Below are 13,386 nucleotides of genomic sequence, written 5' to 3'. Positions count from 1 at the left end.
TAGCGACCGTTGCTTATTATATTATAGTTTAACCGATTCACCGATCTTTGGCAGATATAACCGTAGTCCGCTTGCCTCAAATTTTTGCTTCGCCCCTTCCGTATCGATACGAATAGGTGGGAACGTATCATAATGGATACCGATTATATTGGTGCAATTGATAAATCCAGCCGCTTTGATCGCGTCCTCCGTATCCATCGTGTAATGTCCACCGATAGGTAAAAAGGCCCAATCCAACTGTAAGCCTTCCAAAAGTTTCATCTCCAATGTCAAAGCGGTATCACCCGCAAAGTAAATTTTCTTATCGCCCACGAAAAAAACGTAGCCTACCGGCATTCCAGCATATTCCCCTTCCGGCGTACTGTTAGTATGCAGTGCATACACCATTTTAGCCCTTCCAAACGGTAAAGAAAGTGTTCCTCCAAAATTGTATTCAATAACCTTATCATCGGGAACACCTTGCTTTCTCACCCACGCTGCAGTCTCTACAATAGCGGCTACATTAGCCCCACTTTTAGATTGAATATATTTCATATCTGCGACATGGTCTTGATGGCAATGCGTCAAAAAAATATAAGCAGGTTGTAAAATATCCACATCGACATCTTTTGCTAACGGGTTATGCGTTATAAAAGGGTCTATTAAAACTTTGTGCCCATCAAAGTCAAATTCTACACAGGATTGTCCGTAATAAGTAGCTTTCATCATATCTTATTTTATCTTCCTTGGAATGTTATTTTTTACCGGCGAATAAATTCCCTAAACCTCCGACCCCACCTAGTAAATCCTGGGATACTGCCTGCATTTCGGATTGGCTAACATTTTCTGCTTGTTGTAGAGCTTTATTTATAGCCACGGCCAACAGCTCCTCTAACTCCTCTTTATCTTGAAGCTGATCAAGAAATGCATTATCGATCTTGACCTCTTTTATTTCTTTGTTAGCTGAAGCCACAACTCTTACCTTTCCGCCTTCTGCTTCGCCTAGTACCGAGATACTATCTAAACGCTTCTTCACTTCTTCTGCTTTTTGCTGGGCTTGAAACAATTTGTCAAACATAATTTATTTTATTTTTAAGTGGCAATTTACAAAATCCTTGCCACAGCGTCAAAAGTGAAAACAAAGAATTAACTTTGCACCAATACAAAGAGCGTACAATACATGCAACATCTTAATTTTTACACGACCTTATTCGAAAACATGCTACAGTCAGCCCCCGATCAGGCCGAACATCTACAGGAAGAGGTTAATATTCTTATCCATAAACTAAAGTTTATCTCCCAAGACCAACGACCAACGGTGCTTATACTAGCCCAACAAACGGGCTTCGAGCCGCTCATTAATGAACAAATAGTAGAAAGCGTCGCTATTGCGGGAGGAAAATTGCTAACAGAGAAGTATGAAAACCCCTCTATATTGATTCTCGTTCAAGAAAACAACAAACTTTATACGGCGGTCCCCGAACTCATTCAAGACGAAATTTTAAGCAGAACAACTGCTGTGGAATCCAATCATATTTTCATTATTCAAAAAACAGATTTCGGCAAAAATCCGCATAATTTCCTACACGATACGGAGATATGTGCTGAAATTATACAACCAAAATATTTCATTTACGGACACAAAGGAACCGATTGGGTCCAATTTGATATTGCATAAAAAACGGGCATCCTGCCCGTTTTTTTATAACATAAATTTCTTCCTCAAAATCGCGTATAACTTCTCGACAGTTTGCGGTTTATCCGCCCAATTATTTTTTAGCGCATAGTTTGTCTGCAGAAAAGCATCCGCTTCAGCAAACGTAACGTATCTATTCAAAAGTTCTATCGCTTCACTATACGCTAAGGAATACCCGTTAAATAAATCTTTAATAAACAACAGTTTGTCGTTTAAACTGATCGAAGACTTAAGATCAACTACTCTATCCTTATCTCCTCCTGCCGATGGGCTGGTGGCAGGGCTAGAAACAGGTGACGCCGCTGTCTGTCGTTGTTTCTGCAGGATTTCATTTAGTGTCAGCGGTCGTGCAGGCCGCTCTTCTTCCGTCTGAGATATTGTTTGCGTTTTTTCTAATTCGATTTCTTTAGGTTCTTCGACGACCTCATTCACAACAGTCTCTATCGGCGATTGCTCCTCCTCTACTGCGTCCGCCTGCGTTTCCGAGCTTTCAGATACAGAGGACACTACAGGTTCCTCTTCCGCTTCATAAACAGACTGCTGCTCATCCTGCTTTACCTCTTGAATCTCGTCGTAAACAGGCTGTATATCCTCCTCACCATCCAAGGATACAGGAGGTGTAAATCCCTTCTCTTCAACAGCTAAGCTTTCTTTTTCCGTTGCTACTGATAATCTCCGTAACACCTGTATGTGAGCGCTCAGATAGCTAACTTTCGCATCCATTAACAGCAAATCTTCATCCGATTTCACGATATTATCATCTGATAACACTGTGTATGCATCATTAATCTCAACCAATAACTCGCCAATTTTTGAAAATATGGATTCCTTTGTATATGCCATTAGATACCTCGTTTAATATAGAATACTCAAACTTACGTAAAAAGCGCTGTATTCGCGAAACTGAAATATAAAAATCGTCGCATCTTTTTTCATGGCGATTTCTATATCAAAAACTCACAATAACATTCATAGAAACTTCTTAAACCGAAGTTTTCAATTCGCATTGGACACTTTATAAATTACCGATAATCACCTTATCTAGAGGACTAATGCGGGATCGGTATCGATGTACGAGAGCTCCTTCTTTATCAATTAAGAACTTTTCAAAGTTCCATTCAATATCTCCTATAAAATCTGGATTTTTTTGAGTTGTCAAAAACTTGAACAGCGGGTGAATCTCCTTTCCTTTCACATCAATTTTTTCAGATAGCAAAAAAGTGACACCATAATTCCGTTCGCAGAATTCTTGGATATCTTCGTTATTATCCAGCTCCTGTCCACCAAAGTTATCTGAAGGAAAACCAATAACAACCAAATTTTCTCCATATTGTTCATGTAAAGCTTGCAAATCACTATACTGCTTGGTAAACCCACATTTGGAGGCCGTATTAACTATCAAAATATTTTTCCCACGAAAAGCGGACATATCCACTGGTTCACCATCAATGGAGGTGAAGCTAAAATCGTAAATCGAAACTGCAGGTGACAGGATGGAAGCCCACAGCACTATACTTGCTATTATCTGCATTTGTAAAAATATTATCGTTTATATATATCGATTACTTAAGAATCAATTTCGTCTCTCTTTCAACAACAAAGTGAAATAATTGTTCTATCGGATTGCTTAAAATTGATCCGACCCGTACCCCCAACACCTCGCATACTTCACGCAGCTGCAAGTCGAAATGGTAGGCGATGCCTCCAACAAAATTTACTTTATACTCCCAAAAATCAGGATAAGTGATGACATGTGTTCGAATAAATTCGTCAAATCCATTTTTTAATAAGGTATCAATATAAGGATGTAATCTATTTTCCGCCATAAATTCGGCAAACGATGCTAAATATGCATTGGGGCGATCTTTTTGATACACATTCTTAATTACGATATCTTTATTAACCCGATATTTTTCGGAAAATTTTTTCTGAAGGTCTTTCGGCATCTTCTCATATAGAAAATCGATAATTAGCCGTCTTCCAAACCAGGCGCCTGAGGCTTCATCTCCGAGAACATAACCGACACCATGTAAACTCGGGTGTAGTTCTTCCCCATCGTAATATCCTATATCCGATCCCGTACCAATGGTACATACATAACCTTTGTTTTGCCCACAAGTAGCATAAGCGCAGCCCAATATATCACTTTCTACAGCAATAAAAGCGGTGGGGAAAATTTCTGTAAGCGCATTGGAAACAATTTCTCGCCTATCTGGCGTAACGCATCCGGCTCCAAAAAAATACACTTCATGGATCTCGCTAGCATACGGCAATATTTCGGGCACTTCCTGCATGACCCGGGCGATTTCTTTCTCATTTACAAAAAATGGATTCAGTCCCTTCGTATTGAAGGATAGCGGAGCACTATCCGGTAGATTAAGCATCCAATCCGAACTGGAAGAGCCACTGTCTGCAACTAAAATCATATATGATGTTTAAATTTATATCGTGCATCCCAAAGATAATAATTTTTCATGTATAAATACTTTTGAAGCTTTGATTCAATCTGTGTAGCTTTGCAACAAATAAGCAGATCATGCCAGAACCTCGTGTACAATTTACCATTTCTTTTACCGAACCTCATGCGCACTACGTGGATGTTGAAATGGACGTTACTGATTTCGACGAAAAGATGTTAGACATCAGTATGCCCGTTTGGACGCCTGGATCTTATTTAATTCGTGAATATGAACGACACGTGGAGCTAGTCGAAGCTTTTTCAGAGACTGATCGCATCGCCTGTGAAAAAATTTCAAAAAACACATGGCGCATACAAGCCCCTGCTAACAAGACCAAAATAAGTTATCGAGTTTATGGCTTTGAAGTATCTGTACGGACCAATATGATCCTTGCAGATCGTGCGTTTATTAACCCCGCAGCCACTTTCATGTATATTAAAGGTCGTATTGATATCGACTGCACCGTTAAAATAAACCTTCCGGAAAAGTGGTCGCATATTTCCACTGGCCTGCCTAGAATAGCGCAAAATAGACACGTCTTCTACGCGAAAAATTTTGATATACTATATGATAGCCCTCTCGAACTAGGAAACCAAGATATATGGCACTTCCATGCCGCCGGTGTAGCACACGAGTTCGCTATGGTCGGCGGTGGAAATTACGACAAGCAACAACTATCGTCCGATATAACCAAGATTGTTGAGGAGGAAACCAAAATTTGGGGAGAAAACCCGAATACACAGTATGTTTTCATTACCCATAACTACCAAACGGGCGGCGGGGGTCTGGAACACCTAAACTCTACTGTACTAGGTGCCAGCAGGAATGCGTACCAAATACCAAGTGCCTATAAAAATTTCTTATGTCTTGTAGCACACGAATATTTTCATCTTTGGAACGTTAAGAGACTCCGTCCAAAGGAGCTAGGCCCGTTCGACTACGACAAGGAAAATTATACAACGGGACTGTGGATCATGGAAGGCTTTACGTCCTATTATGACAACCTTATCATTCGGCGTTGTGGTTTCTTTTCCATACCCGAGTACCTGGATATGCTCGTCAACGATTTCAACCAAGTCTACAATCGACCGGGGTACCGCATCCAATCTGCGGCATTAGCTAGTTATGACGCATGGATAAAGCATTATCGACCCGATGAAAATTCCGCGAACACCAGTATCTCGTATTATAATAAGGGTGCTATGCTCGCTGTCGCATTAGACGTCCACATACTCAGCGAGACACAAGGAACAAAACGACTGGATAATGTGCTTCGCAGCGCTTATCAGACCTTCTATAAAAAAGAAAACAGAGGTTTTGAAGAAAAAGAATTCCAAACATTGGCGGAAGCTGTAACCGGCACAAATCTTTCGGAAATTTTTGACGCGGCACATCGTACCGAAGAATTGGATTATAATAAATACTTCAACCGTGTGGGGTACCAACTAGTTGATTTAAATCATAACAAACAGGAGCTTTCGTTGGGAATAAAAATAGCGATACAAGAAGGCCGAATCATTCTTAAAAATGTCGAACGTGGTTCGGGCGCTTGGGATGCGGGATTGAATGTTGACGATGAACTCATTGCTATTAATGGGAATAGACTCGATGCTGCGGGCAAGGAACTGGAGTTTATACTGCAACATGGACAGGTAGACGAAATCATAGATATATTAGTCTCAAGGGATGGCTTAATCCGAACCATCCACGCACCGCTTCGCCGATCGACGAAACAACAATGGGTTATTCAACAAAAGCCAGACGCAACGCCTTTCCAAAAAAGAATGGGCGAAATCTGGCTTTCGGCAGAAATATAATAAGATCTTCTGTTAAAATTTGTATCGAATAGTCAATCCAAATGGATCTATTAATCTAATCGAACTTTCCTGTAAGAAATCAAAATACGGTTTAACATCCAACGAGACGGAAAGAGGCGTGGTTGGAATAGCATATTCTATACCGACAATTCCCTCGATACTCAAAGCTAGTTCTGAGTTATTATGTGTAACCGTTCTTGTTACTGATCCATTTGTCGGATCCTGTACTTCTGTAACGACATCCTTATATCGAAAACTTCCGATACTCCCCCCAAATCCATAGAACCACGTAAAATTCTCTGCCAGAGGTTTGTGGTATTGGTATAGTCCAATAAGCCGGAAACGTCTCGACTTCGAGTTACTTTGTATACTAAGAATCCCCTCCGCCGCTCTGTCATCTGCTAGTGTATAACGATAACTAAAACCGGTGGCACTCCCGAAACGTCCGCCTACAGCGTGCTGACTATTCAACTGCGCCCACGATGTATCGAATGAAAATAAAATAATCCCTAAGGTCAATAACACCCAATTTGCTTTCTTCATGAATATGATAATATTTTTTACGTTCGTCAAAAGTAATACTTTATTTAAACGTTCAAAAGTTAAATTCTGTTATCGTTTATCTAGAAATTTGTAACGTGGTTGACTTATTGAACGATAAAATCTTATCTTAGTCTATATATCATAAAATGGAGATCTCCCATTTTGAAAACGGTATGGGTAAGTACGAAATATTATTTTAATAAAAGATAGGAGTAACTTACCAAACAGTATATTAGAAAACAATATTTCAGGTATGGAAAAAGAAACACCTTGGTCCAAACTAAAAGGATTTGGACAATTACTACTCGATACGATCAATAGTTTTCTGACGGACAAATGTCTCAAAAAAAGTGCATCCTTAGCCTATTATACGGTGTTTTCTATCGGTCCTTTGATTTTAATTTTAATCTGGGCACTCGGCTTTTTTTATGGCAGCCAGATGGAATCCCCAACGGGCGCCCGGGATGAAATTATGACAGAGCTTCATCAACTATTCGGCCCCGATATTACGAGTATGCTAGACAACGCAATAAAAAAGATATCGGTAGAAAGCAAGAACAGCATAGGTCTTTATATAGGTATTGGTGTCTTAGTTTTTTCTTCTACCACTATATTTGTAGATATACAAAATTCCATTAATGAAATCTGGCATATTAAAGTGAAACCTAAAAAAGGTTGGGTAAAGATTATTATAGACCGTTTACTTTCTTTCTCCATGATTTTAGGTTTGGGATTTCTGCTGATGGTCTCCCTTATTCTCAGTAGCGTAATCGGTTTACTGATGGGAAAAGTAGGCGAGTTTTTGAGCGAATATATCCCCAACATTAACCTGCAGATGATTAACCTCATCAATACCGGCATGTCATTCTTCATTATCACAACCTTATTTGCCTGTGTTTTTGCGGTTCTTCCAGATGCTAGAACGCGTTTTCGAGATGTGTTAGGCGGCGCAATTTTTACCGCTTTACTCTTTCTATTAGGCAAATCTCTTATATCTTGGTATTTATCATCCAATGTTACGGCGAGTTCCTTCGGGGCGGCCGGATCCATTATCATCTTACTAAGCTTTGTTTACTATTCGGCCGCTATTTTATATTTTGGAGCCGAATTCACTAAGCATTATGCGATTAGGTACGGACGGGGCGTACGACCGAGGTCGTACGCTGTTAGGGTGGAAGTGACAGAAATAAAATAATTTTCTGTTATTGTACGTTATAATAGTACACTGTTCTTCCGGCAGTGCCGGCTTCGTTTTGGCCTTCTACCACTACTTTATATTTACCATTGCCATCTCCATTATAAAATTCTAAAGTAGCCATGCCCTCCTCATTCAATACCACATCTGGGTTCCAGTAGATCGTCGTCCGGTAGTCGTTCGTATTTTTACTATCTGGCGTATCATACTTTGGTGAATAAAACTCCCTTTCTTTCACATATCCAAGCGGCACCATATCAATGACATTCGTTTTCGGTAACATACTTTCTATTTCTGCAAGTGACATGCGAGGCTGTTTACTTTGATCTTTCTTTTTCGTCATAATAGATACCACACCATCATTCTGGTAAAGACGGCTTACCGTACCGAGTTCGTCGCGTAAGAAAATCTCTATCGCTTCAATCTCCGATGGGATAATGGAATTTAATCCAGGTTCATCGATCGGCATACCGTCTAAAAAAAACTGTACGGGTACCCGGCTCCCTTGGTTGTAATTGCGTGTGATATAGTATTTCAACGTCTGATTATCGTAGGTTATACCCGTCAACATAGTCGTTAAGCACATCGTTAGCACATTACAACCCGATAGTCGCTCACCTTCTAGACGATGTTCCGGCATAGATAACCCCGCTAACGAGGAGAATTCTTTACTGGTGACCATTTTTCGTTGCACACCGGTAACCTGAACCTCATCGATCAAAATAGATGTACGATATTCATTCTTACTATTATTCAAGTAAGCTTTCATTTCTTGATCAATATTTTGGACGTTATTACTCGCATAAGGATTGCCTTTATCAATCCCCGGAAAATAGGTCTGATCCATATTAATAACCAAATTCCTGAAGTTATCGTTGCCTCGTGCATTTATAGTCACTTTAGAAGAATCGGGAAACACTAAATTTTCGAATGCAAATCGTCCTTGGTTGTCGGTATAAGTATCCTTGCGTATGTTTCTCGCAGGAATAGATAATAAAAGCCCTCCGTTAGGTTGTGGGCGCCCAGTGTTCAGTCGTAATATTCCCGAGAGTGTAATCCCCTGTTCGGGCATAAATTGTACCTGAGGGAGTTTTTCGGCTACCAAATCTTCATATGAGAAACGTCTAAATCCTTGGGTCATAAGTAGCACATTTAAAGCTTCCTTTCTATTTTCATTTTTTTCATTAAAATAGAAATTCGGTTGTTCTACGTATCCCTTAAGGTCAGACGTTAACAAATAATTACTCACAATCCCTAGCTCTTGATCATCGTTATACGGTGTCTTAATGTCATCAATAACCGACACCGAGTAATTGCTTCTTAATGAATCTATTTGAGGTACTTGTAGCGTCAGCTTTACACTTTCTTTTTTTGTATAGCCTGTTTTATCGGTTTTCACACTAATATCCAACAAAGGTTGTGATTGATTAAATACCAAACGTTCGCTCAACAACTTCCCATCAGGCTGCATGATCGTCAACTGAACAATACCGTTAGGAAGTTTATCCTTAGGAAGACTGATGAGTACAGACGAGTTTTTTAACGTAGCTTGCGCAGCGTATACCAAATGCCCATTCGATTGTCCTAAAATGTAGAACGGCTGATTTACCATTTTTTCAAAATAAGCCTCGTTAGCAATCAGCGCCATCTGGAAAGCAGCGTCATCTTCATTATGTAGAATGATGTTAATTCCTTCTGCTTTTGTTTCAGGAAGGTCATAAGTCCGCTGCTCGCCATTTTCAAAGGATACCACCGCCCGATAACTTTCTCCCGCAACTGGCATAAACTCAATAGCCCCCATGCCAAACGCCATATCATTAAATGCCACGATTTCGTTCTTTTTACTATCGATGATCTTACCCTGTATCTTTAACCCCTTTCCGGTCGAGCTTACGGCTTTGAAAGCCAGCTTTTTGGCCACACCCGCTAGAAGATCACCTCCCTCAGGGAAAAACTGTACGTCTGCATCCCATAATGCGTATTGTAGCGGATAGCTCCCCAGCAAATCTGGTTCTAGCTTATCGCCCTCAACTCTTATATTCAGCCTTCCTTTTTTCAGGTATTCTCGTTCTTTTATAGTGAGGTTAATGGTCACGCGGCCCATGTCATCTGTTTCCGCTTTCCCTTTACTAAACGGATCCCAACCATCGATAGCTTCCCAGGTGAGTTTTCGTCTTCCTAGCAAATTGCCTTCTCTATTTCTAAACTGTATAGTAGCTTTTGTTTTATTATTACCATCGGGTGTATAGGTAATATCCGCTGCCAATTTTTTATTAATCGCGTCACCAATCGGTATAACCTTATTGTAAAAATAAGCATTATCAAAGTTTGCCATCCATTTCGTATAAGCCCTAAATCGATAATTATCCTGCTCGATAAACTGGGGGTCTAAAACCAATTGACCTTTTCCAGTATTATTTGTAAGTGGGACTCGCAAGGTTTGTATCAAGGAATCTTTGCTTGTTAATACTTCTACATAAACAATTTTACTAGGACTGTATTCAAATAAGTTATGTTGTAGATAGGTCTTGAACCATAAGGTGTCTCCCACTGCATAATAGGGTTTGTCAAAATGTAAATGGACTTTCTCCACTGGGTAAATACCAAAGTAATTTTGGACGCGATCCACTACCGTATTAATAGGTATAGCAGGCACTTGTTGAGCGAATCCGTTTCTTGATTGGAGCACAGAAAGAACGAAAAATACGAAAACAAAAAGCTTCTTCATGTAAATACAGTTTTTTTCTCAAAGTTAAACCTAAATAAAATGTTTTACATTCACGAAACGAATCATAAAAATTATCAATAGTAATCTCCTATGCATACCAACTAAACACATCTTTATACAAGTATCATACTTGTTGGCCTCAGCCGACTTTTATGATTTACAACAACGGTGCAAGTAATCTACATACCGAATCAAGTCCCCGTTTCCATATGTTTCTCTTTTTCCATTCGGCGAGTGTCATCAGTGTGCAATCCGCTTTATCAATTTCAAACTGCTCTTCCAATTGCCCACACAGTGTCGGATCTGAAACAACAGCAGCTATCTCGTAATTAATATAAAAACTCCGTGTATCTAGATTAACGGTTCCGATATAAGAAAGCTTCCCGTCAATATTGATTGTTTTCGCGTGAATAAAACCCTTCTTGTAGAAATAGACCTTTACCCCCCGTTCCAATAAGGGCTTGATGAACGAAAGACTAGCATGCTGTACGATAAAAGAATCGGATTTTTCGGGCAACATCAGCTCAACTTCTAATCCCGCGGCTGCCGCTATTTTTAGCGCGGTTGATAACTCGTCACTAGGCACATAATAAGGAGTAACCAGCTGAATTTTTTTGTCGGCCTCCCCTAAGCCTACCAGAATAGCTTCCATATTGAAAGGCCCCCTCGATCCAGGATCACTCTCCACAAAAGAAACTGCAGCACTTCCCTTTTTTTCAACAGCCGGTAAGCGATGGAGCAAATATCCCTCATTTAATTGAAAAGGTGTTCCTTCAGCTATATTCCAAGAATTCCAAAATCCAATTTGAAGCATAGTAACTGCCGGCCCCTCTATCTTTAAAGACGTATCACGCCAAAAGACAGCAGCACTATCCCCCCGTTGATTAATATATCGATCAGAAATATTAATTCCACCGATATAGCCTATTTCTCCGTCAATGATCCCAATCTTCCGATGGTTTCGAAAATTACTATTACCCATGGATGTGAAGGTGACGGGAAAAAACGGTCGGAACTCAAAATTCAAATCCTTTCTACGTGACAGATGCCGCACCAATGCCGGTGAACCGATACCATCTATCAATAAGCGTACAAAAACGCCTTCCCGTGCTTTTGCTTCTAAAATACCTAGGATTTCTTTCCCGATCGTATCCACTTCGAAAATATAGTATTCCAAATGGATGGAATGTTTGGCCCCATGTAAGGATTTTATAAAGTCTGGAAACTTCTCTTCCCCATTGATGAGCAATTTCACACAGTTTCCAGTGGTTGGAGACGATACACGTTCATTTTTTAAAAAAGTAAATACACGGGCAAGCGTACCTATCCGGCTACTAATACGAATAATATTTTGATCCATGTAGCCCTCCAGACGATCCCATTCCTTTTGTAGACGCATCATCTGCATATCATTTACCCGTTTCAAACGTTGTACCTTGTTAAATTTCTGCCCAAAAAAATAATAGAACAATAAACCAATAACAGGTAAAAAAATAATAACTAAAATCCAGGATAGCGTTTTTGTCGGGTTTCGATTTTCGATTAAAATCGTACTAATAGTTCCTATATATAAAAAGACAATAGGCATCCAATACCACTGCTTCAAAAAACTAAAGATTTCCTGCGCAAATTCCATATAGTAAATAACCTAAGATAAAAATAGGTCTTTTAACCGAATTAAACGAACCCAAAACGTACGTTAAGAATTGTTAAACGAACAACTATTCTCACCGAGAAATGTTATAATTGCATGTCAGCTGTAACTAAACCGTTACATTAAAACAGAAATTGACAAGATATAATTAAAAAAATGAGTACGAATAATTCGAAGCAAAAACAACTTCTATATGCATGCTTATTTACAGTGGCTACGGCTACCGTTCTAAGTTGTAGCACCAGTAAATCGGAGGATACCGCAAATAAGCCCCTGGCCTTACCTGTCCATACCGTGGATACAAGTAGTGCCGTTACCGTGAAGGACTATCTGGGAACAATAGAAGGAAAAGTAAATGTTGAAATTAGACCTCAGGTGGAAGGAATACTACAAGAAATATATGTAGATGAGGGACAATATGTAGAAAAAGGGCAAAAATTATTTAAAATAGACGCTTCGGTCTACCAAGAAGGTCTCAATAATGCAGTTGCTAATCAAAATGTCGCTAAAGCCAAGTTAGAAAATGCAAAGTTAGAAGTGGAACGTCTGAGACCTTTGGTAGAAAACGATGTAATATCCGAGGTCCGGCTCAGAAAGGTAATGTCAGATTACGATGTGGCTAAGGCTTCCCTTGACCAAGCAGCGGCCGAGGTTAGAAATGCAGAAATCAGCAAGGAGTTTACCGTTCTTACCGCTCCCGTCAGCGGATACATTGGAAGAATTCCAAAAAGAATAGGAAATTTGGTAACAAAGGGGGATAAAGAGCCCATGACGGTATTATCCGATGTACAAGAGGTGTACGTTTATTTTTCGATGAACGAGTCCGATTTCCTATATTTTTCGAAAATTAAAGCACGGGAAGATAGCTTACGTGGCGTCAAAAATTCCAAAAACAGACTTGTTTTTCCAGAAGCGACTTTAATTCTTGCGGATGGCGAAGAATACAGAGAAAAAGGTATTGTAGACGCGATTGATGGTCAGGTGGATCGCACAACTGGAGCAATATCTTTACGGGCTTCCTTTCCAAACGAGAACAATATTTTAAGAAATGGTAGTACAGGTACATTAAAAATATCGGAGACCAAAAAGGGAGTTATTCAAATTCCGCAAGTGGCTACCAGTTCACTACAAGATAGAACCTTTGTGTACACCTTGAATGATAATAATCAGGTAGAACGTCGTTCTATTAAAATAGAAGGTACAAGTAAAGATAATTATATTGTCTCGGGCCTTAACATCGGGGATAGAGTCCTGCTTTCGGGAATTGATAAAATTACGGATGGCTCCACCGTGACGCCAATCCAGCAATAATTCT

12 protein-coding genes are annotated in these 13,386 nt (G+C 39.7%); 4 read left to right on the top strand and 8 right to left on the bottom strand.

Annotated elements, in window-relative coordinates; translation table 11 throughout:
* Nucleotides 1-21: 21 nt before the first annotated feature.
* Both LKO28_RS12130 and LKO28_RS12125 read right to left on the bottom strand, forming a co-directional pair.
* Nucleotides 22-708: a metal-dependent hydrolase gene (locus tag LKO28_RS12130; protein WP_317206630.1), complete on the bottom strand. Its 687-nt coding sequence runs from the start codon at nucleotides 706-708 to the stop codon at nucleotides 22-24.
* A gap of 25 nt (nucleotides 709-733) precedes the next feature.
* Complete coding sequence (locus LKO28_RS12125) at nucleotides 734-1,057, bottom strand: YbaB/EbfC family nucleoid-associated protein (RefSeq protein WP_227695158.1); 324 nt, start codon at nucleotides 1,055-1,057, stop codon at nucleotides 734-736.
* Nucleotides 1,058-1,159: 102 nt separating this feature from the next.
* Here LKO28_RS12125 and LKO28_RS12120 point away from each other — a divergent pair, with 102 nt between their 5' ends.
* The gene (locus LKO28_RS12120; protein ID WP_227695157.1) at nucleotides 1,160-1,657 is read left to right on the top strand and encodes an ABC transporter substrate-binding protein; all 498 of its coding nucleotides are present in this window, start codon (nucleotides 1,160-1,162) and stop codon (nucleotides 1,655-1,657) included.
* A 24-nt stretch (nucleotides 1,658-1,681) separates the two neighbouring features.
* On the opposite strand, the gene LKO28_RS12115 is transcribed toward LKO28_RS12120, so the two are convergent.
* The 3 genes from LKO28_RS12115 to LKO28_RS12105 all read right to left on the bottom strand — a co-directional run bounded on the left by LKO28_RS12115 (nucleotide 1,682) and on the right by LKO28_RS12105 (nucleotide 4,101).
* A complete protein-coding gene (locus LKO28_RS12115; RefSeq protein ID WP_227695156.1) occupies nucleotides 1,682-2,518 on the bottom strand; it encodes a hypothetical protein in 837 nt (278 codons plus the stop codon).
* 172 nt (nucleotides 2,519-2,690) lie between these two features.
* Nucleotides 2,691-3,206, bottom strand: a complete 516-nt coding sequence (locus LKO28_RS12110; RefSeq protein ID WP_227695155.1) for a glutathione peroxidase — start codon at nucleotides 3,204-3,206, stop codon at nucleotides 2,691-2,693.
* A 31-nt stretch (nucleotides 3,207-3,237) separates the two neighbouring features.
* Nucleotides 3,238-4,101 carry an N-acetylglucosamine kinase gene (locus LKO28_RS12105; protein ID WP_227695154.1) on the bottom strand — a complete coding sequence of 288 codons (864 nt, stop codon included), beginning with the start codon at nucleotides 4,099-4,101 and terminating at the stop codon, nucleotides 3,238-3,240.
* 110 nt (nucleotides 4,102-4,211) lie between these two features.
* Here LKO28_RS12105 and LKO28_RS12100 point away from each other — a divergent pair, with 110 nt between their 5' ends.
* Entirely contained in the window at nucleotides 4,212-5,951 is a 1,740-nt protein-coding gene (locus LKO28_RS12100; RefSeq protein WP_227695153.1) for a M61 family metallopeptidase, read from the top strand.
* 12 nt (nucleotides 5,952-5,963) lie between these two features.
* Here LKO28_RS12100 and LKO28_RS12095 read toward each other — a convergent pair whose 3' ends face one another.
* Nucleotides 5,964-6,494 carry a hypothetical protein gene (locus LKO28_RS12095; RefSeq protein WP_227695151.1) on the bottom strand — a complete coding sequence of 177 codons (531 nt, stop codon included), beginning with the start codon at nucleotides 6,492-6,494 and terminating at the stop codon, nucleotides 5,964-5,966.
* A gap of 253 nt (nucleotides 6,495-6,747) precedes the next feature.
* Between LKO28_RS12095 and LKO28_RS12090 the strand changes: the two genes are divergently transcribed.
* On the top strand, nucleotides 6,748-7,689 hold the full coding sequence (locus LKO28_RS12090; protein WP_227695150.1) for a YihY/virulence factor BrkB family protein: 942 nt from the start codon (nucleotides 6,748-6,750) through the stop codon (nucleotides 7,687-7,689).
* 7 nt (nucleotides 7,690-7,696) lie between these two features.
* On the opposite strand, the gene LKO28_RS12085 is transcribed toward LKO28_RS12090, so the two are convergent.
* Nucleotides 7,697-10,417, bottom strand: coding sequence for a carboxypeptidase-like regulatory domain-containing protein (locus tag LKO28_RS12085; protein WP_227695149.1), 2,721 nt, complete (start codon nucleotides 10,415-10,417; stop codon nucleotides 7,697-7,699).
* Between the two features lie 157 nt (nucleotides 10,418-10,574).
* A complete protein-coding gene (cls, locus tag LKO28_RS12080; RefSeq protein ID WP_227695148.1) occupies nucleotides 10,575-12,053 on the bottom strand; it encodes a cardiolipin synthase in 1,479 nt (492 codons plus the stop codon).
* Between the two features lie 174 nt (nucleotides 12,054-12,227).
* On the opposite strand from cls, the gene LKO28_RS12075 reads away from it, so the two are divergent.
* Nucleotides 12,228-13,382 (top strand): efflux RND transporter periplasmic adaptor subunit, encoded by a 1,155-nt coding sequence (locus LKO28_RS12075; RefSeq protein ID WP_227695147.1) that lies wholly within the window; start codon nucleotides 12,228-12,230, stop codon nucleotides 13,380-13,382.
* Nucleotides 13,383-13,386: the final 4 nt, after the last annotated feature.

It is taken from the genome of Sphingobacterium sp. FBM7-1 (assembly GCF_020687765.1).
Classification (GTDB): Bacteria; Bacteroidota; Bacteroidia; order Sphingobacteriales; family Sphingobacteriaceae; genus Sphingobacterium.
This window is presented reverse-complemented; position numbering and strand designations above follow the sequence as displayed.